The sequence below is a fragment of the Aliiroseovarius sp. B-4 genome, assembly GCF_056857795.1.
The window spans coordinates 147,869-169,734 of the sequence record NZ_JBSXNV010000031.1 but is presented as its reverse complement, the minus strand read 5'-3'; the positions used below and the strand labels follow the sequence as shown (position 1 = coordinate 169,734).

Genomic DNA, 21,866 nt, shown 5'->3' with positions numbered 1-21,866 from the left:
TCACAGCGCCGTAAAGCTGAGTTCACCAGCCGAAGCCATTGACAGTTCATATGTCGCCTCGCCGTTGTGCGACCCGGCATATTCGACCGAGGTGATCATGAACGGGCCTTCGACGACGCCGAAATCGGGCACAATCACCTGGAAATCCGGCACCTCGTTGTCAAAGAAGATCTGACGCGCCCGTTCGTCTGTGGTGGCATCCTTGAACACGCCCGAGCCCGAGATCGAGGCGGATTTCACACCGGCCCCGCCCAGTAGTTCACGCCAACCGCCGGTGCTTTCCAGACTGGTCACATCAACACTTTCCGCGTTGAAGCTCAGGCGTGTGGCCCGAAGGCCTGCAATAGTCTCGAACACACCGCTGCCGGTCATGTCGAGCTTGATCAAAAGGTCCTTGCCGTTTTGCGCAGCCATGGGATCACTCCGTAGTTAAGGGTTAGTCGTCTTGAACGCGCGCGCGGAAAAACAGATCGATCCGACGGATATCGGCGTCTTCGACCCGCCGCGCCCGCGCGCGATGGAAATTCAGGTAAACAAGCTGGCCCCGTGCCAGTGTCAGCGTCGCATCCACCAAAGCATCGTTGACGGCGGCGGCCACCTCTTTGGCGGTTTGAAAGCCTGCTTCATCCGTGACCACACTGACCGTGATCTCGTGCAGGGCACCGTATCCGGTCATGTCCGACCGTTCACGCACGTCTTCAGGGCCAAGGCTGACATAGGTTCCGGTGATGATCCCTGCCGGCACCGCATCATAGATCGCACCGGTCACAAGCGTCGACAGGATCGCATCCGCAGTCAGCTGCTGGTACACGGCCTCTTGCAAGGCCGTTGAGACTCCATAACTCATGCCGACACCTCCTCTTGTGCGAAACAGGTCAGGTAATGTGCGCCCACGTCGGCCTCGGTCACAGCCAGGATGCGAAACAGGCGCGATCCAACTCGGAACCGTTGATCCGGCTCGGGACGTGACGGGGCGCCATCCGGTGCGGCCCGCACAGTGATGCGAAACGCGATGGTTGATACCGTGGCAAGACCTGCCGCACGTTCACGACCGGTGCGCGGCTTGATCTCCGCCCAAAGCTCCCCTACAGCCTGCCAGCTTTGGGTGAAGCCACCCGCACCATCCGGTGTGCGCACCGGTGCCTCAAGGGTCAGCTTGCGGTTCAGAACCGGCCGCTTCATCGGGCACCTCCGCCGCCAAACAAGCGCACTGTGCGATAGCGTTGGATCAACGCGGCAACGGCGGACGGCCATTGGCTTTGCCCCAGCCCAGCGCCGCCGGTATCCGTGCGATTCTCATAATAGGTCGCAGCCAGAAGCATCACGGCCTGTGCCAAATCGCCGGGCATATCCGCCCAATCCGCGCCGAACCCGGCCTCGAACCCGATCACCACCTGCCCTCCGACGGGGATGGCCGGCAAGCACAGCCCGGTCGACACTAGCCGGGGCCGGTGCATATCGGGTTCCAACACATAGCGGGTGGTGTTGATCACCTCTTCGCCAGCAAGGCGGTCAATAATCTTCAGACTGGTGATTTGGCTGACTGGGGCCACCGGCAGCGCCTGTGTGGCCAGATCGCGCCAGGCGCTCAACGTCCAGGTAAAGCTGCGGGACAAAAGGATCTTTCCGGTGCGCGCCTCAATGGCGGCGACAGCCGCCCTCAGGTAGCTTTCCAGCACGGCATCCTGCACCCCGTCATCGGCAAACCCGGTGCCCAGCCGCAAGTGGTCCTTGAATTGGGCGACCGGAAGGACCGCGCCCGGCACAGTGGTCTGCTCGACTAACATCATGGATCATCTCCGAAATTCGGGCCCCTCACGTCACTTGAAATAGGGTGGGCGCGCACCGTCCGCGTTGCTCGGACGGAGGGGGAGCAGCTAGACAACACGGGGTGAGGCCGGCGCGCGCCCGGTCCCGCACCCGCCCGAAAGGCGTTGTGCGGGTCTCGGGTTCAGGCTCTTACGAGACCGAGAACTTCAACAGCTTGATCGCTGCAAAGTCACTGACATCGCCGCCGACTCGCTTGGTCGCATAGAACAGCACATGCGGCTTGGCCGAGAACGGATCACGCAGGATGCGAGTGTCAGGACGTTCGGCGATCGTATAACCCGATCCGAAGTCGCCAAACGCAATCGGTGTCGCATCGGTGCCGATGTCCGGCATATCTTCGGCAATCAGGACCGGATAGCCCAGCAAACGCGCCGGTTCACCAGCAGCAAGCCCATCCGACCACAAGAAACGGCCGTCCATATCCTTCATCTTGCGCACCGCACCGGCGGTTTTCGAGTTCATGACGAACTTCGCACCTGCGCGGTATTCAGCATCCAGCGCATAGACCAGATCAATGATCGCATCCGCCGGGTTCGAAGCGTCGAAATCGCCTGATGTGCCTGTCACGACATAGCCCAGGTTGCCCCAGCTCCAGATGTCGTTGTCCACCGACGGGTGGGCAAGGATGCCCTTGGGCTTGTCGATGCCATCACCCGAGATAAACGCCCCAGCTTCAGCGCGCGCAAACTTGTCTGCAATCCGGCCTGCCAACCAGGTTTCGATCTCGAACGCACTGTCATCCAGCAGACGTTGCGATGCCTTGGGCAGCGCCGACAACTCGTGCAGCGGGATGGTGATACGCTCAATCGACGGCGTGCCAGTTTCCACCGAGGCGTCCGCTTCAGTGGCCCAGCCCGAGCCAACATCGGAATGGTCGATCAGAACGTCATAGGACGTCGCCTCGACATTCACCACATTCGCAACGGCACGCAAGGATGCGGTCGATTTCAGCACGCTTTGGATGGTTGCAGCCGTTTGTGGGTCCACCAAATAACCGCCGTCCCCAGCGACCGCGGTCGACATGGCCTTGCCTTCCAGGTCCAGCCCGCGCAGCCCGTCGTCGTCACCAGAACGCAGATACGCTTCGAACGCTTTCTGATGCGGTGCTTCCAGATCGGCAGCGGCGGCAAGATGCGGTCGCGCCGCGGTGATGTTTGATTTGCGATCCAGCATGGTCAGTCGCTCTTCCTGTTGTTGAAGTTTGGTCGTAATGTCATCGTGAAAGGCATTGATATCACTCATGAAGCCAGCCAGTGCGGTCTTCACCTCGGCAGCCGGTGTCACGCCAGTCGCGGCCGACTGGCCCTGAGCTTTCGTCTCATTCTTGCTCATCTATGGGTCCTTTTCAGGGGTTCAGATCGCTGGCTCAGCGGTGTCGGGCCAGCATGTGGCGGGCCTCGATGATCGAAGCTGCCAGTTCACGCAAAGTGGTATCGTCAGCATCAGGTGTGTCGCCCTTTGCCCCCACCCGCGCCGTCGGAAGCATCGGGAACGTGACAAGCGACACCTCCCACAGCTCCAACTCGGTCAAAAGCCGTTGGCCCTTGTCGTTCTTTGTTGCCCGCTTGGTGCGATAGCCGATCGACAACCCGTCAATCGCGCCTGCTTCGATCAGCGCCGCGGCTTCGCGCCCCTTGGCGACGTCGGTCAGAATGCGCCCCTTGACGTAAAGCCCACGGGCGTCCTCGCGCACCTCGTCCCAGACGCCGATGGGCTGGGCCGGGTCGTGCTGCCACAGCATCTTCACGCCGCGATCTGCTTTTTTCAGTGCGCGCAGGGATTTGCCATAGGCGCCGGGGGCAACAATATCGCCACCCGTGTCGCACTGATCAAAAAAGCTGGCGTAGCCCTCAATCAGAATGCCTTCATCCACTTCAGACGTGTCGCCCAGCTTGACGAATTTATGCTCAAGCCCCAGATCGGGCTGAAAATCACTCATGTGCTTTTCCTCGTTGATTAAACATCGTCTGATGCCAGAGGCGGCAAACCCAGCAGGCTGCGTTTTTCGGCATCTGTTAGAAAGCTGGCCTCAGCCACGCGGCGCCATTGCTGGTCACGCTCGGCAGAGAGTGCCGGCACTTGATCCAGGTCGGGCTTCAGGGCCACGCTTTCGCCAGTGAACCCTGCCAGCCAATGGCCAACACTCGCCGTCACACGCGACACCAAAGGCACCACAGTCAGACGATAGAACGCGCGGCTGGCCTCTTGGTAATTCGCATAGGTCGCATCGCCCGGAATACCGATCAGCATCGGCGGCACCCCGAAGGCCTGAGCAATCTCGCGCGCGGCGGCTTCCTTGGTTTTCTGAAATTCCATGTCCGAGGGGCTGAACCCCATCGGCTTCCAATCCAGCCCCCCTTCCAACAACATGGGCCGTCCAGCATTACGCGCGCCCACATGGTGGCTTTCCATCTCGGACAGCAGGCGGTCATACTGATCGGCGCTCAGCTGCGCTTGCCCATCGGCCCCGTTGTAAACAATCGCGCCCGAGGGTCGCGCGGCGTTGTCCAGCAGGGCTTTCGACCAGCGGCTCGCCGCGTTGTGCACATCAATTGCCGTGGCTGCCGCCTGCAAAGGGGACAAGCCATAATGGTCATCCTGTGGGTGAAATGCTTTGACGTGACAGATCGGAGATGCGCCGTCGCCCACATGAAACCGGTGTTTGCGCGCGCCGACGGTATAATCATACGCCACCGGCCAGCCGTCTGCCCCCGGCACCAAGTTCATCCGATCCGAGCGCAGCACATGCAGCTCTGATACAGACCCATTTTCGTCTTGCACCGCTTCGAAATATCCGTTTCCGGTCAGCAAAAGCTGCCCGAAAAAGGCTTCAAAAAGCTCGGCTCGTCCTTGCGCCGCATTGGGACGCGCCAACAGATCGATAAGCGGATGCACCTCGAACCGTTGTGCATCATCCTGCAACACCAGGGGCAGCGCGGCGGCAGCCTCGGCGATCAGCTTCACGGACCGAAATCCAACCGGGTTGGCGGCAAAACCCGTCTTGGTCAGGCTGACCACATCGCGCGGGCTCCAGGCCACGCGACCGGCACCGCAATAGGCGATAACCGGCCCGGTCGCAGACGCTTTTGTCTCGGTCGGCTGGGCCGCCATTTGCGTTGCGTCGCCCCGCTTGAGAAAGTCAAATACCATGGGCTGGTGCTCCTCGCGTTCTGTCTTTTTGGGGTGTGACCCCCGGCAAATCTTTCCCGCCCGGCAAACTGTGTATCGCAGCGCCGGTCGTTGAAACTTTCGTCTCGGTGATTGTCAGGTCAGGGTCCGTGAACGAAGAAGGCTCAGGACCCCGCCTTTCGATGTTTTGCACTCTGCCATCCGAGGTTAAAAAACTCTTTAACCAAGCGTACGCACCTGCGGTCTGCGCCATTTGGCGACGGGTTCGATGATCAATTCGTGCAACGCCCAGACCAGCGCATCAACGCGGTCGGGACTGCCTTTGCCGTCGTATCCCTGCACCGTCATACGGCACATCTGATCTTCCAGGATGGGCATTCCGCCTACATGGGACACCCGGCCCTGCTCATACAAAGCTGCAACAGGCTCGGCCCGCGCGCTTTTGCCCCGCGTGGCGCGCACGGCGCGAAACGGCACTGTGGGGTCAATCTGTCGAATGACAGACTCCACCAGATCGCCACCTTGGTTGACCTCGGCCACCAAACGATCCGCGCCATGGCGCTGCATCGCGGCAATCGCCGCTTCCGCCCATTGGGATGGTCTGGCGGCAGACACGCTGGCGTCTTCCAACACCACAGCACGCCAGTCGCCCGGTGCCCCTTGCGCCACGACCCCTGCCACGACGATCCCGCAATCATCCGACCCTTTGTGACCAGTGACCGGAGGATCAACAGCAACGACAATACGATCAAAGTCTGGCAGGTCGCCCGTGACGCGCGCATTGTCCAGCGCCGCCATGGTCCACAAGGCGCCTTCGGTATCCTCCAGCAAGACACCATCCAATTCCTGCCGCCCAAGCCGGGTATCCGCATAGCGGCTGCGCACCTCTTCAAGGAAACTTTTCGCCAGATAAGCCCGGTTGGCTTCCGTGGGTGCCTGCGTTGTCGCGGTCGAAGGGTTCCTCAGAATTGCCTTCAACACCCCGACATTGCGTGGCGTGGTGGTCACGCATTGCCTTGGATGGCCGCCCAACCGCAGCCCGAACTGAAGCATGTCCCACGTTTCCTCGGCCTTTTTCCACTTTGCCAACTCATCCACCCATGCGGCATCAAACTGTGGACCGCGCAGGCTCTCCGGCTCATGCGCAGAAAACACCTGCGCCACTGCCCCGTTGGGCCAAACAAGACGCCGCCGGCCGGCCTGCCAGTCCGGGCGACGATCCGGTGGTGAACAAGCCAGAATGCCGCTTTCGCCGAAGATCATCACCTCCCGCACTTGGTCTATGGTTTCACCAACCAGCGCCACCCTGTGTGAACGACCGGGATCAAGGGGGCCAGCCCCCTCTACCTCGGCGCGCACCCATTCGGACCCGGCGCGGGTCTTCCCCGCGCCGCGCCCGCCCATGATCACCCATGTGCGCCAATCACCGTCTGGCGGCAGTTGGTGATCCAGGGCCCAGAACGCAAAAAGATACGGAAGGGCGAACAATGCACCATCACTCAGGCTGTTCAGAAACGCCGCCCGCTCCTCTTGCGTCGCGCAGGCAAGCCAGTCTGCGCCCGATTTCATCTCGGGCCTGAGCAAGGTCGAGTGCGACCGCTCCGGCCCCGCCAAAGGCGTAACTACCGTTTTGTTCAAGACGTTTCCTTTCCTCAAATACTGTTTGCATGGCACGGCGCACCTCGGTCACGGCTTTCGCCAATCCCGGTGTGGTCTCGCAATCGGCCAGTTCCGCCGCGCTCAACTGGCGGTCCAGCTCTTTCAAAACGCGCAGAAAAAACGCGTCCGCGATCTTCAGATAATCTTCCGAAGCCGCGTCCTTCCCCAAGGGCGTGATCATTGTCATTATTGTGTCTGCCTCTCATGCTCATCTCCGCACGAGCGACATGAAAAAACGGCCCAGGGTGGAAACCCAAGGCCGTTACAGTCACGTCTTCTAGCGTATGTCAGAACCTACGGGCGACCGTGCGTTCTGTCAAACCACCCCGCCGCAACAGCGTGCGGCAAAGTAATGATTTGTTTACGAAATCACTGATTTGCGCGTTCTGCCTCAATCTCTCGCCATTTGGCGACATTGCGATTGTGCTCGTCCAACGTCTCTGCAAAGGCATGTCCGCCGGTGCCATCAGCGACGAAGAAGATGAAATCCGTGCTGTCGGGGTTCAATGCCGCCTCAATCGCGGCTTTGCCGGGATTGGCAATGGGCGTGGGCGGCAATCCGTCGATGATATAGGTGTTGTAAGGTGTTTCAGACCGCAGCTCACTTTGCCGCAATCCACGACCCAAGGCGCCCTGCCCCTTAGTGACGCCATAGATCACTGTCGGGTCCGTTTGCAGGCGCATCCCCTGGTTCAGACGGTTGACGAACACGCTGGCCACCCGACGCCGCTCCTCGGCCACGCCGGTTTCCTTTTCCACAATCGAAGCCATGATCAGCGCTTCTTCCGGGCTGTCATAGGGCAGATCGGGGGCGCGCGTATCCCACGCTTCGGTCAGAATGGCAGACTGCGCGGCCTGCATGTCTGCCAGCAATGTGGCGCGGTCCGCGCCTACCTTCACCTCATAGCTGTCCGGAGCCAGAGTGCCTTCAGCCGGCACGTCCCCAACCTCACCAGCAAGGAAGTCCGCGCGGTTCAGGCTGTCAACGATCTGCCAACTTGTAACGCCCTCGGCCAAGGCAATGCGATAGCGTGTGTCGCTCTCATTGCGCACTTTGGTGTAGGTTTCAGGCGCAGCGCCTTCCAACTCAGCAGGTTTGAATTCGGCCGTGATTTCATATTCCTGTGTGGCGGGGTCCAACTCCCGCACCTGCACCTCGGCCGCCAAAACACCAATCCGATAGACAACTTCGGTGCCACAGGTGGACGCGCCGCCGCGTGTGACCACATCGACGATCTCTTCCATCGAGGCCCCTTCGTTCACCAAAAACGACCCTGCTTTCAGCGCGGACTTCTTGTCGGAATACTCGACCCCCAACCGAAAAATCGTCGCGTTCGAAATGGCACCCTGCTCGGTCAGCTTATTGGCCACCCGAGAAAAATTCGACCCTTTTTCAACCCGCAAACAGATCGCTTCGGCCAACGGGCCGGGGCTGGTGTATTGGCTCTTTCCCCAGGCTATCATCCCAATCGCGACGACCATGATGACGACGAACAGGCTCAGCGCATTCGAGGCGATGTTGCGCCACATCAGTCAGAGACCTTGCCCATGATCAGGCTGGCATTGGTGCCGCCGAAACCAAAACTGTTGGACAGAACCGTGTTGATTTCGCGTGGTTCGGCCTTGTTTGCCGCAAGGCTCAGGCGCGGCTCGACCGCTGGATTGTCCAGGTTGATGGTCGGCGGCGCGATTTGGTCACGCAGGGCAAGGATACAGAAGATCGCCTCCACCGCTCCAGCGGCACCCAGCAGGTGGCCGATAGAGCTTTTGGTCGAACTCATCGTGGCTTTCTCAGCCGCATCACCCAACAGGCGCTCAACCGCGCCCAGTTCGATCGTATCGGCCATGGTCGATGTCCCATGGGCATTGATGTAATCAATCGTCGACGGTTCCAGCCCGGCTCTCGAAAGGGCGGCCTGCATGGCGCGGAATCCGCCATCACCATCCTCAGACGGGGCGGTGATGTGATACGCGTCTCCCGACAGACCATAGCCCAGCACCTCGGCATAGATTTTCGCTCCGCGTGCCTTGGCATGTTCATATTCTTCCAGAACGACAATCCCGGCGCCTTCGCCCATCACGAAACCATCGCGATCTACATCATACGGGCGGCTTGCTGTCTGCGGGTTGTCTTCGGCCTTGGTGGAAAGCGCTTTGCAAGCATTGAACCCGGCGATACCCAGCTCGCAAATCGCGGCCTCAGCCCCGCCGGCGATCATCACATCGGCATCCCCGATCTGGATCAGTCGCGACGCATCGCCAATCGCGTGCGCACCGGTTGAACAGGCCGTGACCACAGAATGGTTCGGACCCTTGAAGCCGAACTTGATCGACACCTGACCAGAGATCAGGTTGATCAGAGACCCGGGAATGAAGAAGGGCGAGACCCGGCGCGGTCCGCGCTCATGCAACGTGATTGAGGTTTCGGCAATCGTGGCCAGACCACCAATCCCCGACCCGATCATCACGCCCGTGCGCAGCAGACTTTCCTCGTCGTCGGGCATCCAGCCTGCGTCTTTGACAGCCATCTCAGATGCTGCCAGCCCGTACAGGATGAAGTCGTCAACCTTGCGACGCTCTTTCGGCTCCATCCAGTCATCAGGATTAAACGTGCCGTCCGAACCATCGCCCAGCGGCACTTCACAGGCATATTTGGTTGCGACACGCGACGCATCGAACTTGGTGATTGGACCTGCACCCGATTGCCCGTCCAAAATACGGGCCCAGGTTTCCTCGACCCCACACGCAAGAGGCGAAACCATACCCAGACCTGTAACAACCACTCGACGCATTTTGCTGCCCCTTTCCAGGTTTTCAAATATCACAGGGTGATAGCGCGGCTGGGCATGTCGGGGCAAGACGAATTACATCTGATCGGTAAAAGCCCACCGATGCCTTGGCTTTCAGCAATGCGATGTTGAAGATTGGTCGGAGGCACGAGGAACACATCCGCGCGTCACCGACCGACTTCTTGTTTTCGAGCACGTCAGATGAACTCTGCCTTGGCCTCGGGTTCGGGTCGTGCGACTGCAAGCGCCTCGGCCAAATCCACATCTTTCGAGAAAAGCGCACGCCCTATCAGCGTGCCCGCGATATTAGGGATGTATTTCAATCGCGCGACGTCGTCCAGCTCATGCACCGTCCCGGCGGCAATGACCTGATGGCGGGTTTGTCCGGCCAGTTTGCTCATAAGCCCCAGCTGCGCGTCCGGCTGGTCAATGTCACTGTCAATATCGGTGATCAACACGCTGGCCAGGGGCACATCCGCATAGGATGCCAGGAAATCCTCGGGCGTGATGGCCACCGGATTGCGCCACCCATCGGTCATCAACTGGCCCTGCCAGATATCCGCAGCCAGAACGACCTGATCAGGATAACGGTTGGCAAGTTCTTTCACCATGTCAGGGTCGCGCGCGGCAATGGTTCCCAGCACGACACGTCCGACCCCTTTCTCGATCCAGTCTTCAACCCGGTCGCGGGTGCGGATACCGCCCGCGACCTGAACCGAGCAACCAGTGTGCTTGATAATATCTTCAATCAGTGCGGTATTTTCACCTGTGCCATCAACTGCATCGAAATCGGTGACATGTATCCATTCTGCTCCGGCCTCAGCGAAGCTTTGTGCGGTCTCCAACGGGTCCACATGCCAGATCGAGGGTTCTTCAAGACGCCCCCGGCGCAGCGTTACGCAACGCCCGTTCTGCAATTCAAGTGTCGGATAGATGATCATGGATCGCTTCCTTCGCTAAACCAACGGTGGTTCAGTCAAACAGTATCACACCGTAAGAAGCGTGATCAAATTCGGCTTAATGCAATCAGAAAGCGGCGTGGTTTACGAATTCGAAACAAAAAAGAAACGGCCCGCCGATTGGCAGGCCGTTTCGAGAATTGGATAATCCTGAAAACTTACACAGCTTCCGAGATGAATTTCACGGCGTCGCCGAAGGTCTGAATGGTCTCGGCAGCGTCATCCGGGATCTCGATACCGAACTCTTCTTCAAAAGCCATGACCAGTTCAACGGTGTCCAGGCTGTCAGCGCCAAGGTCGTCGATGAACGAGGCCGATTCCGTGACCTTGTCCTCTTCCACACCCAGGTGCTCAACAACGATTTTTTTCACGCGATCTGCGACGTCGCTCATGATAAATCCTCACGTTTTTTCAGGCACATGGCCTTTTTCGATAGACCCGGGATGGGCCACTTAGTTTTCAGCGTGTTCCGCTAATATCCCCCACCCCGAAAGGTATGTTGGAGAAAAACATGCGCCGCCTATAGCACATCGCATTAGATAGGCAAACGCTTTAGACCTTCTATAGGTCAGGTGGACAAGCGCGTCCAGCCCGGCCAATTCCGTTACAACATTGCCATCCCGCCATTTACATGGATTGTGGCCCCCGTGGTATATCCAGCCTCAGACGACGCAAGGTATAGCACCGCCGCTGCAATCTCCTCGGGTGTGCCCATCCGGGCTGCGGGAATTTGCGCATTGATCTTGTCTTTCTGATCATCCGTCAGCTTGTCTGTCATCGCCGTTGCGATAAAACCGGGTGCCACGCAATTCGCGGTAATCCCGCGGCTTGCCACTTCGTAGGCTATCGACTTGGTCAGACCAACCATACCCGCCTTTGACGCGGCATAGTTCACCTGCCCCGGATTGCCGGTGGCACCGACGATCGAGCTGATGTTGATGATCCGACCCCAACGCGCCTTCATCATCGGTCGCATGACACCGCGACACAGACGCATGGTCGAGGTCAGATTGACGTTGATGACGCTATCCCATTCCTCATCCGACATACGCATGAAAATCTGATCGCGGGTGATCCCCGCATTGTTCACCAGAATATCGACCGACCCCATCGCTTTGACGGCCTGTTTGGGCAGGGCATCCACGGCGTCCCCGTCCGACAGGTTGCACGGCAACACATGCGCACGCTCACCCAATTCAGCGGCCAGCGCCTCAAGCGGCTCAACCCGCGTACCGGACAACGCCACCGTCGCACCCGCTGCGTGAAGCGCCTTCGCAATAGCACCTCCAATACCGCCAGACGCTCCCGTCACCAACGCATTCTTTTCAGTCAGATCAAACATTTATCATCCCTTCTTCACAACTCGTCCGATCCCATTCCGTTCGAATGGACTGGCAGGAATTTTGACAAGCCTTGGCCCCGCTCAAACCTTCAACGCCTCAGCTGCCGCGGTCACATCGTCGGGTGTGCCAACAGCGCGCGTCTCAATGTCTTTCGCGATGCGCCGGATCATGCCTGACAACGCCTTCCCGGCACCGATTTCCCAGATCTCGGTCACGCCCTGTTCTGCCATCCACGCCACGCTTTCGCGCCAGCGGACCGCGCCCGTGACCTGTTCGACCAGCAGCGACCTGATTGTGGTTGAATCGGATATGGCTCGTGCTCGCACGTTGGACACCAGAGGTACCACAGGCGATTTCATCTCGACATGTGACAATGCCTCGGCCATCGCTTCGGCGGCTGGTTGCATCAAGGCACAATGAAAAGGAGCGCTGACAGGCAACAGAACCGCGCGGCGCGCGCCCTTTGCTTTCGCAATTTCGACGGCCCGCTCGACGGCTTCCTTGTGGCCGGACACAACCACCTGTGTCGGATCATTGTCGTTTGCCGCCTGACAGACCTGATCATGGGCAGCTTCCAGCGCCACCGCCTCCGCCGTCTCGAAATCCAGCCCCAACAGCGCCGCCATAGCCCCGACCCCTACGGGAACAGCCTCCTGCATCGCTTTGCCGCGCGCGCGCAGCAAGCGGGCCGCATCTGCAATCGAAAAAGTTCCAGCCGCAGCCAGGGCCGAGTATTCGCCCAGCGAATGGCCTGCCACATAGGATGCTGCTTCGACCGTCACACCTTCGGCCTCGAGCGCCCGCATCGCCGCCAGGGACGTTGCCATCAACGCGGGTTGGGCGTTCTGCGTCAACGTCAAAGCGTCTTGTTCGCCCTCCCATATCAGCGTTGAGAGCTTCTCACCAAGTGCCTCGTCAACCTCGTCAAACACGGCTTTTGCTGATGGGTATGCATCAGCAAGGGCTTTGCCCATCCCGACGCTCTGGGCCCCCTGCCCGGGAAATACAAATGCACGGCTCATGGGCACTCCTGTTGCTATACCTTTACCAATGGGCATAGCGCGCAGGGGCGTTTGGCGCAATCCGCTTTGCCAGAAATGAAAATCGGCGCGCGCCAATCAAGACGAGCACCGATCAATTCAATGTTGAAACTGGGCTGGTTCAGGGGGCAGATACCCGCGCCAGCGATATCGCGTTACCCGTAACCCGCGAAATCCGGCGGTTCTTTGGGTCGCGTCTGCGACGTTCGCCGGTCAGATCTGTCACCAGCCGCGCTTGTATCGGTTCCAGCGCCGCCTCGGTTCCCTCGATCACCTCGTAAGCGTCCATGCCGCTGCCGATCCGTGCATAAAGTGCCGCATTGCAAGGGTCATCATTGGTGCGAAGGATTAGAAACGACCCGATATCACTGAAGGGAATACGCGTTTCCTGCCGAAACCGGTTCAAGCCGTCCCGGTGCCCGATCCGCAATTCACAACCATCAAGGTCGACCTGCGCTTCAACCTGTCGCGCATCGCGGCCATACCAGAACAGCATCCATCCCACCACGAACAACAGGCCGGTCAGACCCAGCTTCATCGCCATGATCAATGGGTCGGCAAAAGCGTTGGCCGAGAACGACCAAACGCCCGCAATAATCAGAAGCAGGACCAGACCGACAAACCGGCCCACCGCATGCGTGATCCGCAACAAACCCGCCTCTGCACCGACGGCGCTTAGCCTATACCCCCAAGGGGTCTGAACAATTGCCGGCCCCCCACGATCCTGAGGGATCGCTTCAGAATGTTGGGTGTTTTGAATATTGCCCTGCATCATTGTGCCGCCCTTTTCAGTTCAATACCACCGGGACCGACAGCGAAATCGCTACTTTTCCCTTGCCTATCTGGCTCTCATGCAACTGTGACGGGATTAGGGCGCATCTCTGGTCTTTCGCGGGCAATCGCAATATCAAGACCTTCGGTCTGCGCACCGCATCGCATATCAAGCAGACCACGGGGAAACGGCCTTGCACCGTTGGCCCAAACCTGTATAAGGCACCGTCCTTTCCGTGTGTTTATGAACCGCGTGGCCTCTCGTGGATGGGGGCGGGAAGGTAAATGCCCCATCCTTTGAAGCGCGCTTGAAAAAGAACTGGAGCTCACATGCCTCTCTACGAGCATGTCTTCATCTCGCGTCAGGACTTGTCCAATACGCAAGCTGAAAACCTCATTGAACATTTTGGCACCGTGCTGGGTGACAACGGCGGTAAAGTCGTTGACAGCGAGTACTGGGGCGTCAAAACGATGGCCTACAAGATCAACAAGAACCGCAAGGGTCACTATGCCTTCCTGCGCACCGATGCACCTGCACCGGCCGTTCAGGAGATGGAGCGCCTGATGCGCCTGCATGACGACGTTATGCGCATTCTGACCATCAAGGTTGACGATCACGCCGAAGGTCCGTCGATCCAAATGCAAAAGCGTGACGAGCGTGGCGACCGCCGCCCCCGTGACCGCTAAGTTCGAAAGGATCTAAACCATGGCAGCCAAACCATTTTTCCGCCGTCGCAAAGTATGCCCCTTCTCGGGCGACAATGCGCCGAAGATCGACTATAAAGACACACGCCTTCTGCAGCGTTACATCTCGGAGCGTGGCAAGATTGTCCCCTCGCGGATCACCGCTGTGTCGGCCAAGAAGCAACGCGAACTGTCGCGCGCCATCAAACGCGCACGCTTCCTCGCCCTGCTTCCCTACGCCGTGAAGTAAGGAGATCTGAACATGCAAGTTATCCTTCTGGAACGTGTGGCCAAGCTGGGTCAGATGGGCGACGTCGTCGACGTCAAGCCGGGCTTTGCCCGCAACTTCCTTCTGCCTCAAGGCAAGGCGCTCAGCGCGTCGCAAGCCAACATCGACAATTTCGAAGCCCAGAAAGCGCAACTGGAAGCGCACAATCTGGAGACCAAGAAAGAAGCCGAAACTCTGGGCGAGAAGCTCGGTGGACAACAGTTCATCGTGATTCGGTCTGCATCGGACGCTGGTGCCCTTTACGGATCCGTCACCCCGCGCGACGCCGCAGATGTCGCCACCGAAGCCGGCTTCACCGTTGACAAGAAACAGGTCGCGCTGAAAGCTCCGATCAAATATCTGGGCCTGCACACCGTTCACGTGATCCTGCACCCCGAAGTCGAGGTCGAGATCGAACTGAACGTCGCCCGCTCGCAAGAAGAAGCCGAGCTGCAAGCGTCGGGCAAGTCGATCCAGGAACTGGCCGCCGAAGCGGAAGCTGAAGCCGATTTCGAGATCGCCGAACTGTTCGACGACATTGGCGCAGCTGCGTCGGAAGACGAAGATCTGGCAGAAGCCGTCGAAGAAGAAGCGGTTGACGCTGAAGAGGCCGAGAAAGAGGACTGATCTCTTTTACAGTCGCATACATGAAAGGCCACCCTCGGTCGGGGGTGGCCTTTTTTATTGACGATCACCAGTAGGTCGTCCGCACGATTAGGATCAACCGGCCATCCAGATCCCCAGCATCCAGACCCCCATGCCCACCATCACCAGGTTCTCGGTAAGAGAAATCGCCCCCAGCGGCACGTTCGATCCTCCGCCCACACAGGCACAAGTCAATTCGCGCTGATCGACATACACGGCTTTGATAACGCTGATCGCGCCAATCACGCCGATGACCATCCCAACCGGCGCCACCAGCCAGATCAGCGCGTTGCCGGTTCCGATCAATGCCATCATGCCAATGCCTGTGTAAAGCTCGGCAAAGGGATATACATAGCCGTATGGCACATAGCGGCGCGCCAACAGATCATAGCCCAGAAATCCGTTCACGAACCCCTCAACGTCGCGCAACTTCTGAATGGCCAGCACCACGATCGACATTGCAAAGAACCACTTGACCCATGTCAGGACGGAAAAGCCTTCATAAAGATTCACGACAATCGCCAGTGCCATCAGAACCGTTGCGGCAAAGATGGCAATGACCGGCTGATATGTAACATCCCCCTCCTCCAAGACGCGATAGCCGAAAAGTCGCTTCAAGTCGGAATAGCCCCCTATCCGCTCGCCATTGATGAAGGCTTGCGGCGTCTCATCGACCTTGTTTTTCTCTTGGAAGGCGTCCACCTCCTTGCGTGTGGTCAACAGGTTGTCGTCAACGACATATCCCTTTCGCTCCAGCAAGGACTTCGCTTTCAACCCGAAGGGGCACAGATGTCCAGGCATTGCCATCCGGTACAGGGTCGCGCGCAAACCTGAACTCTGGCTTTCGGCCTGCGCTGTTTCAGGGTTATTTGTTTCGGCTGTAAGGGTCATACCGGCCTCTCCTCTCCGCGTGTGGATCAGTCAGTTTGTGTCGCGCGCGGTGTTCCCGCAGGGGCATCACCGTTTGCCTCGATATCTTCGATATAGCGCTTCATCTCTTCAATCTCGGCGCGTTGCGCCTCGATAATCGCGTCGGCAAGGGCGCGCACACGGGGGTCAGAAATGTTCGCCCGTTCGCTGGTCAGAACCGCAATCGAGTGGTGCGGGATCATGGCCTTCATCCATGCCACATCCCCGATCGTCGCCTGCGACCGGACGAGGCCCACGCCCAGCAGGAACGCGATTGCCGCGCCGATAAAAATAGCGATATTGGCGGCCCTGTTAGTGTACATACCTACCATGAATGCCAGCATCACGGCCGCCATCACACCGCCCATGTAAAGGGCCATCCACATCCGCGTTTGCGAGAAAAAAACGTGATCCATGGCATAAGTGTTCAGATACATTAGACCGAACATCACAACGGTCGATGTGGCAATCATCGCCAGAAACCGCCCGTATCCACCTTGCATTTCGCTGTTGTTGTCGTGCGATCGACTCGCCTGAGCCGAGCCGCTTGAGGGGTCGCCCAGTGTCGCCTTGATTGATGGTTTCTGATGATCTTTCATCGGTTTCCTCCTTTATGGTCTTGAATGACCAACGCAGGCGCAGGTCATAAGTTCCGAAACTAAGAAGAAAGATCACACAGACCGGACTATTCTGGATCAGCGGCGAGTCGCCGAGCCCGGGTGTTTGCTCTTTGCTGCTTTTGCCAAGCCGCATATAGATTTCGTCATGAAAAAGTATTCCCGTCGCGCCCTCCTCGCGCTGCTGCCCAGTTTTGCCCTAACCGCTTGTTCTGGTCGCGGCGCGTCCGAAACCGAAAAGGTGGCGCGTCGTGGGAATCGTGGTTTTAGCCCACCGCTCTATCCCAACGAAACACCTGAACTGCGCGCCCTGATCAACAAATGGGCCGACCATTATCAGATCCCGCGCGAGCTGGTGCACCGTCAGGCGGTGCGGGAAAGCACGCACCGTCCATGGGCCCGCAACGGCCCCTATTGGGGGCTGTTGCAGATCTTGCCACAAACCGCCCGCACGATGGGGCATCGCGGCCCTGCCAAGGAACTTCTGAACCCGGATGTGAACCTGAAATACGCAGGCAAATACTTGCGCGGCGCCTATATTGTGTCCGGCGGCAGCATCGAAGGCGCCATGAAGTGGTATGCCAAGGGATATTATTACGAGGCCAAACGGCAAGGCGTTCTGGTCGAAACCGGTCTGCGACCGGGTTGAACACGCAGCCAAACAAAGAAAGGCCGCCCCAATCAGAGCGGCCTTTCTGGTACAGCGGCAATTCCAGCCTTATTCGTCTTCCAGCGCCTCAACGGCCTTTTGCAGGTCGTCTTTTGACACTTCTCTTTCTTCCACTTCAGCCAATTCAAAGACATAGTCGATGACTTTGTCTTCAAACAAAGGCGCCTGGATTTGCTGGCGCATTTGCGGGTTTTGCTGAACAAACTCAAAGAACTGGCGTTCCTGACCCGGATATTGGCGTGCCTGGTTCATGACTGCCTGCGTCATCTCGGCATCACTGACTTCGATCTCGGCCTTCTGACCCAATTCGGCCAGCAGCAGACCCAGACGCACACGGCGTCCAGCCAGTTTGACATGCTCATCCGTCGGCTCGACCTCGGGGTGGTCGTGGCCTTCCACATCCGGGTTCTCTTCGTGCCACAACTGATGTGCAATCTGCTTGGCTTCCGCATCCAACAGCGACGGCGGCAAGTCGAAATCAACCAATTTGTCCAACGCATCCAGCAGGCCACGCTTCATCACGGCGCGCGCGGCACCCGAGAACTCGGCCTCGAGACGTTCGCTGATCTGACCCTTCAGTGCTGCCAGATCCTCGGCTCCGAATTTCTTGGCCAACTCGTCGTCAAGCTCCGCTGCAACAGGTTCCTTGACCTCTTTCACCTTGCATTCAAAAACGGCGTCTTTGCCCGCAAGGTTCTCGGCACCATATTCAGCAGGGAACGAGACTTTGACTTCAACGTCATCGCCCGCTTTCACGCCGACCAGTTGCTCTTCAAAGCCCGGAATGAACGACCCTGATCCCAGCACCAGCGGGTAATCTTCCGCCGCACCACCGTCAAAGGCTTCGCCGTCAACTTTGCCCAGGAAGTCAATCACAACCTGATCGCCATCCTTGGCTTTTGACCCTTTCTTGCGGTCTTTGAAATCCTGAGCGGTCTCGGCAAGGCTGCCCAGCGCCTCTTCGATATCGGCATCCCCGGCCTTTACCACCAGCTTCTCAAGTTTGATCTTTTTCAGGTCAACTTCGGGGATCTCAGGCAGAGCTTCATAGCTCATCTCGATCTCGACGTCGTCGCCTTCTTTCCAATCTTCATTGGTCATCTTTACGTCAGGCTGCATGGCCGGACGGTCGCCGCTGTCTTCGAAATGCTTGCTCATCGCACCATCGACAGCTTCCTGCATGGCTTCACCCATCAGTCGTTGACCGAACTGCTTTTTCAGCAGCGCCATCGGCACTTTACCCTTACGGAAGCCTTTCATTTCGACTTCGGGCTGCGCTTCAACCAGCTTTTCGTTGACTTTAGCGTCCAGATCAGCGGCCGGAACCACAATCTTATAGCCGCGTTTCAGACCTTCGTTCAGGGTCTCGGTGACCTGCATCATTTCGTCCTTTTCCGTCTTTTGGTGCGGGTGGAGGGACTTGAACCCCCACGCCTCGCGGCGCCAGAACCTAAATCTGGTGCGTCTACCAATTTCGCCACACCCGCAAAAACCGTGGGCAGCCCGCACTGGTTTCGCAGGGGCCGCCCAAATTCGCGCCCTTCTAACACCAGTATAGTCGGGATGCGAGAGGAAAAACGCGCCTGATCACCCCGGATCAGCGGCAAAACGCGCTGTATTGGTCACAGGCGTGCCATGATTGTCCCGACCCCGCCGCCAGAGATCAGAAAACGGATGCTTTTATCAACGACATTGCTAGCGTGCGAAGAATAAGCAGAGCCCGGATACCGGGCCACAGACGAAGGCAGGACGAACATGACACCCAACCCCTTTTCGGGCGGCGTGGTGGCAGGGGATGTGCGCAGCACGCCCTTACCCGCTGGTATTGGCCCCGGCGCATTGGTGCGCACATTCCATGGCGAACGTGTGATCGAAACCCTCGCCCCCGGGGATCGCATCCTGACCGCTGATGGCACCCGCGCACGCCTTGGGTCAGTCAGTTGTCACGTCGTGCCTGCCCATGGCCTGTGCCGCATCTCTCCGAAAGCATTGGCAGAGGGGCGCACGGGGAAATGCGCCGCGCCCATCGTGGTGTCGGATCAGCAGCATATCGTTGTGAAGGGTTGGTTGGCACAGGCAATGTTCGGACGCGACCGGGCGCTCGTTCCGGTTTCCGCGATCATCGACCAAGAATTGGTGCGGCGCATTAACATCAACACCGAACTGCCGCTGTTCCAGTTGCATTTCGACGAGCCGAAGCTGCTGCGTGTCGGGGGATTGGACCTCTTTGCCACACCCATCAGGCAGCCAGCCCTTGAACCGGCTAAACGCCCAGCTTTCTGAATACGTTCGGCAACATTTCGGACAAGTCTTCGGCGATCAGACCCGGACCAAATTCCAGCGCGCATTCGACATGCATCCAAGCGGCGGTTTCGGCGGCTTGTATCGGCTTAAAACCGCGCGCAAGCAGCCCCGTGACAAAGCCCGCCAGCACGTCGCCAGTCCCAGCAGTAGCGAGCCAGGGCGCTGACCGCTCATACGCGGCCGAGTTGATCGAACACCGCCCATCCGGCGCTGCAATCACTGTATCCGGCCCTTTGAACAGCACCACGCACCCTGCCCGCGCGGCGGCCTCTCGCGTCGCGTCCACTTTGGAATATGCCGGACCTTGGGTGGCTGGGGCGTTCAGCTTTTCGGCAATGTCTGGGAAAAGCCGCGCGAACTCGCCCGCATGGGGCGTCAGCACACAGTTTTCGTGCAGCATGTCGAACAGTCCGGCGGGATTGTCCGCAAAAGCCGTCAACGCATCTGCATCCAGCACCGTCGCCCGCTCGGCCGCCAGCGCCACCGGCACCAACTCCCGCGCCCGTTCCTGCCCCAATCCGGGACCAAGGCACAATGCGTTGAACCGTTCGTCCGCCAAAACGGTTTCAAGTGTCGGAGCATCACCGACCGGAGACAACATAATCGCATCCAACCGCGCCGCGTTTTCCTGAAGCGCGCCGGGCGTGGGGGCGACAGTGACAAGCCCTGCCCCAATGCGCAAAGCGCCGCGCGCCGCAAGACGTGCCGCGCCGCCTTTGCCCGATTGTCCTGAGAGGATGAGAGCATGGCCGTGGGTGTATTTGTGGCTTTGCGCTCCCCTCCTCTTATCAAGATCGTTTCCGGGCCATGCACGTTTGGATCGACCCTTTGGAACGTCGAAATCCAGCAAGCGTACCACGTCATTCGAATGCGGCCAGAGCAAGTGCGCCGGATGGCGATCCTCTTTGCCCAATCCGATGTCACATACCACCACTTTTCGACTGACATCCGACAGAACATGCCCCAGCCTGCGACGATGAAACGAAATTGTCAGATCAGGTAGAAGAAGCCGCATTGACGCGTCATTCTGCCACCACTCCCAGTGGCTCTCCCAATCCTCTTCATCGTCTGCGTCCCCGCTGAACTCGGGTAAAAGGAACTTACCGCTATCGGTATCCAGCCCAGAAGGGGTGTCTATCGCAACCCGATGGTAAGGCACCAGCCAGGGATGCCTATCGCCAACATCTCTTTTTTCAATCGCGTGAAATGCAAGCGCGCAATCAAGAGGAATCGCACGTGTAAGGCCCGTCCCGAACATTGCATCAATCAGCAACGTTGGCCGCGGCCCGGAAGTAACCGCATCGACTTCTAATTTCTTCACTGCCCCCATCGAGCACCAAACGTCGTAATTTGTCCGTGCATCAGGCGGCAATTTATCCGGGTCGCCAAACAGAAACACTTCGACGTCCCAACCTTTGTCCAAAAGCCGACGCGCCACAACAAACCCGTCACCGCCATTGTTCCCCGGCCCGCACAACACAACGGCCCGCCGTCTCGCCGCCCGTGTTTCTCGTGGCCCCAAATATCCCGGGGAGCCCGAGGGGCTGGCCCCTCGGTTCGGCTTTGCCAGCTCCGGCCATTCCTCAAAAATCGCCTCGACCACACCCCTGCCCGCGCGCTCCATCAGTTCAAGCCCGGTCACGTCGCCTGAGTCGATTGCGGCTTGCTCGATGGCCCTCATCTGGGCCGCTGTCAGCAATTCAGTCATGGATCGCCCTTCATCACTTGCCTAAATCCTATACCATCTGCCTAAATTTTGTGCATCTGCCCGGTATTTGGCCACCACGCCCCCCTTGGCATCAGCCTAGCCAATTGTCGCGCCCATGCGAAAGTGGTCTTTGGGTCGCAACGCGAGCAACCACATGAGGGATGCAGATGAAAAAGATCGAAGCCATCATCAAGCCGTTCAAGCTGGATGAAGTCAAAGAAGCGCTTCAGGACATCGGGGTGCAGGGCCTGTCGGTCATCGAGGTAAAGGGGTTTGGCCGTCAGAAAGGCCATACCGAGCTTTATCGCGGGGCAGAATATGTCGTGGACTTCCTGCCTAAAGTGAAAATCGAAGTCGTGCTGCCCGCGGATCAGGTGGACGAGGCCATCGAGGCCATCGTTGAAGCAGCCAAGACAGACAAAATCGGTGACGGCAAGATTTTCGTCACCCCCGTCGAACAAGCGATCCGCATCCGAACCGGTGAATCCGGCCACGACGCGATCTGACCTAACACCACATAAGATTCGAACCAGAGGATAAG

The 21,866-nt window shown here is 58.7% G+C and carries 26 protein-coding genes and 1 tRNA gene; 6 read left to right on the top strand and 21 right to left on the bottom strand.

From position 1 onward, the window contains the following. The 16 genes from AC13C8_RS05850 to AC13C8_RS05775 all read right to left on the bottom strand — a co-directional run bounded on the left by AC13C8_RS05850 (position 1) and on the right by AC13C8_RS05775 (position 13,398). A complete protein-coding gene (locus tag AC13C8_RS05850) occupies positions 1-414 on the bottom strand; it encodes a phage major tail protein, TP901-1 family (RefSeq protein WP_091430477.1) in 414 nt (137 codons plus the stop codon). A gap of 22 nt (positions 415-436) precedes the next feature. Then, entirely contained in the window at positions 437-847 is a 411-nt protein-coding gene (locus AC13C8_RS05845) for a DUF3168 domain-containing protein (RefSeq protein WP_482846691.1), read from the bottom strand. After that, positions 844-1,182: a phage head closure protein gene (locus AC13C8_RS05840; RefSeq protein ID WP_482846690.1), complete on the bottom strand. Its 339-nt coding sequence runs from the start codon at positions 1,180-1,182 to the stop codon at positions 844-846. The genes AC13C8_RS05845 and AC13C8_RS05840 overlap by 4 nt, the downstream gene beginning before the upstream one ends. Further along, entirely contained in the window at positions 1,179-1,790 is a 612-nt protein-coding gene (locus tag AC13C8_RS05835; protein ID WP_091430483.1) for a head-tail connector protein, read from the bottom strand. The genes AC13C8_RS05840 and AC13C8_RS05835 overlap by 4 nt, the downstream gene beginning before the upstream one ends. Positions 1,791-1,959: 169 nt before the next feature. After that, on the bottom strand, positions 1,960-3,162 hold the full coding sequence (locus tag AC13C8_RS05830) for a phage major capsid protein (RefSeq protein ID WP_482846689.1): 1,203 nt from the start codon (positions 3,160-3,162) through the stop codon (positions 1,960-1,962). Between the two features lie 34 nt (positions 3,163-3,196). Then, positions 3,197-3,769, bottom strand: a complete 573-nt coding sequence (locus tag AC13C8_RS05825) for an HK97 family phage prohead protease (protein ID WP_091430487.1) — start codon at positions 3,767-3,769, stop codon at positions 3,197-3,199. A 17-nt stretch (positions 3,770-3,786) separates the two neighbouring features. Then, positions 3,787-4,980 carry a phage portal protein gene (locus tag AC13C8_RS05820; protein WP_482846687.1) on the bottom strand — a complete coding sequence of 398 codons (1,194 nt, stop codon included), beginning with the start codon at positions 4,978-4,980 and terminating at the stop codon, positions 3,787-3,789. Between the two features lie 198 nt (positions 4,981-5,178). Then, positions 5,179-6,528, bottom strand: a complete 1,350-nt coding sequence (locus AC13C8_RS05815; RefSeq protein ID WP_482846685.1) for a DNA-packaging protein — start codon at positions 6,526-6,528, stop codon at positions 5,179-5,181. Further along, positions 6,455-6,805: a permease gene (locus AC13C8_RS05810; protein ID WP_143064325.1), complete on the bottom strand. Its 351-nt coding sequence runs from the start codon at positions 6,803-6,805 to the stop codon at positions 6,455-6,457. Before AC13C8_RS05810 ends, AC13C8_RS05815 begins: the two co-directional genes overlap by 74 nt. A 182-nt stretch (positions 6,806-6,987) precedes the next feature. Next, positions 6,988-8,148, bottom strand: a complete 1,161-nt coding sequence (gene mltG, locus AC13C8_RS05805) for an endolytic transglycosylase MltG (RefSeq protein WP_482846683.1) — start codon at positions 8,146-8,148, stop codon at positions 6,988-6,990. Next, complete coding sequence (gene fabF / locus AC13C8_RS05800; protein ID WP_482846681.1) at positions 8,148-9,410, bottom strand: beta-ketoacyl-ACP synthase II; 1,263 nt, start codon at positions 9,408-9,410, stop codon at positions 8,148-8,150. The genes mltG and fabF overlap by 1 nt, the downstream gene beginning before the upstream one ends. 194 nt (positions 9,411-9,604) lie before the next feature. After that, positions 9,605-10,348, bottom strand: coding sequence for a 1-(5-phosphoribosyl)-5-[(5-phosphoribosylamino)methylideneamino]imidazole-4-carboxamide isomerase (locus tag AC13C8_RS05795; protein ID WP_091430494.1), 744 nt, complete (start codon positions 10,346-10,348; stop codon positions 9,605-9,607). Positions 10,349-10,524: 176 nt separating this feature from the next. Continuing rightward, entirely contained in the window at positions 10,525-10,758 is a 234-nt protein-coding gene (locus tag AC13C8_RS05790) for an acyl carrier protein (RefSeq protein WP_091430496.1), read from the bottom strand. Positions 10,759-10,970: 212 nt separating this feature from the next. Beyond that, positions 10,971-11,708: a 3-oxoacyl-[acyl-carrier-protein] reductase gene (gene fabG, locus AC13C8_RS05785; RefSeq protein ID WP_091430497.1), complete on the bottom strand. Its 738-nt coding sequence runs from the start codon at positions 11,706-11,708 to the stop codon at positions 10,971-10,973. An 81-nt stretch (positions 11,709-11,789) separates the two neighbouring features. After that, complete coding sequence (fabD, locus tag AC13C8_RS05780; RefSeq protein WP_091430499.1) at positions 11,790-12,731, bottom strand: ACP S-malonyltransferase; 942 nt, start codon at positions 12,729-12,731, stop codon at positions 11,790-11,792. Between the two features lie 139 nt (positions 12,732-12,870). Beyond that, positions 12,871-13,398, bottom strand: coding sequence for a hypothetical protein (locus AC13C8_RS05775; RefSeq protein WP_482846678.1), 528 nt, complete (start codon positions 13,396-13,398; stop codon positions 12,871-12,873). A gap of 452 nt (positions 13,399-13,850) precedes the next feature. On the opposite strand from AC13C8_RS05775, the gene rpsF reads away from it, so the two are divergent. From rpsF to rplI, 3 genes are read left to right on the top strand one after another with little or no spacing between them, the layout of a single operon-like run. After that, positions 13,851-14,207, top strand: coding sequence for a 30S ribosomal protein S6 (rpsF, locus tag AC13C8_RS05770; RefSeq protein WP_091430502.1), 357 nt, complete (start codon positions 13,851-13,853; stop codon positions 14,205-14,207). A 19-nt stretch (positions 14,208-14,226) separates the two neighbouring features. Next, complete coding sequence (rpsR, locus tag AC13C8_RS05765; protein WP_068246410.1) at positions 14,227-14,454, top strand: 30S ribosomal protein S18; 228 nt, start codon at positions 14,227-14,229, stop codon at positions 14,452-14,454. Positions 14,455-14,466: 12 nt separating this feature from the next. Beyond that, positions 14,467-15,099, top strand: a complete 633-nt coding sequence (gene rplI, locus AC13C8_RS05760) for a 50S ribosomal protein L9 (protein WP_091430503.1) — start codon at positions 14,467-14,469, stop codon at positions 15,097-15,099. A gap of 93 nt (positions 15,100-15,192) precedes the next feature. Here rplI and AC13C8_RS05755 read toward each other — a convergent pair whose 3' ends face one another. Together AC13C8_RS05755 and AC13C8_RS05750 are read right to left on the bottom strand one after the other, a co-directional pair. Beyond that, positions 15,193-16,008 (bottom strand): MauE/DoxX family redox-associated membrane protein, encoded by an 816-nt coding sequence (locus AC13C8_RS05755; protein WP_482846675.1) that lies wholly within the window; start codon positions 16,006-16,008, stop codon positions 15,193-15,195. Positions 16,009-16,034: 26 nt separating this feature from the next. After that, entirely contained in the window at positions 16,035-16,625 is a 591-nt protein-coding gene (locus AC13C8_RS05750; protein WP_245744715.1) for a DUF305 domain-containing protein, read from the bottom strand. A 166-nt stretch (positions 16,626-16,791) separates the two neighbouring features. Here AC13C8_RS05750 and AC13C8_RS05745 point away from each other — a divergent pair, with 166 nt between their 5' ends. Then, entirely contained in the window at positions 16,792-17,292 is a 501-nt protein-coding gene (locus tag AC13C8_RS05745; RefSeq protein WP_091430505.1) for a transglycosylase SLT domain-containing protein, read from the top strand. A gap of 69 nt (positions 17,293-17,361) precedes the next feature. Here the strand turns inward: AC13C8_RS05745 and tig are convergent, their stop codons facing one another. Both tig and AC13C8_RS05735 read right to left on the bottom strand, forming a co-directional pair. Continuing rightward, positions 17,362-18,693, bottom strand: a complete 1,332-nt coding sequence (gene tig / locus AC13C8_RS05740) for a trigger factor (RefSeq protein ID WP_482846758.1) — start codon at positions 18,691-18,693, stop codon at positions 17,362-17,364. A 22-nt stretch (positions 18,694-18,715) separates the two neighbouring features. Next, positions 18,716-18,800, bottom strand: a tRNA-Leu gene (locus AC13C8_RS05735). 268 nt (positions 18,801-19,068) lie between these two features. Here AC13C8_RS05735 and AC13C8_RS05730 point away from each other — a divergent pair. Then, entirely contained in the window at positions 19,069-19,596 is a 528-nt protein-coding gene (locus AC13C8_RS05730) for a Hint domain-containing protein (protein WP_482846672.1), read from the top strand. Here AC13C8_RS05730 and AC13C8_RS05725 read toward each other — a convergent pair. Next, positions 19,577-21,325: an NAD(P)H-hydrate dehydratase gene (locus AC13C8_RS05725; protein ID WP_482846670.1), complete on the bottom strand. Its 1,749-nt coding sequence runs from the start codon at positions 21,323-21,325 to the stop codon at positions 19,577-19,579. The two genes, AC13C8_RS05730 and AC13C8_RS05725, sit on opposite strands and share 20 nt — an antisense overlap. A 167-nt stretch (positions 21,326-21,492) precedes the next feature. Here AC13C8_RS05725 and AC13C8_RS05720 point away from each other — a divergent pair, with 167 nt between their 5' ends. Next, on the top strand, positions 21,493-21,831 hold the full coding sequence (locus tag AC13C8_RS05720) for a P-II family nitrogen regulator (RefSeq protein ID WP_091432384.1): 339 nt from the start codon (positions 21,493-21,495) through the stop codon (positions 21,829-21,831). Positions 21,832-21,866 lie beyond the last annotated feature (35 nt).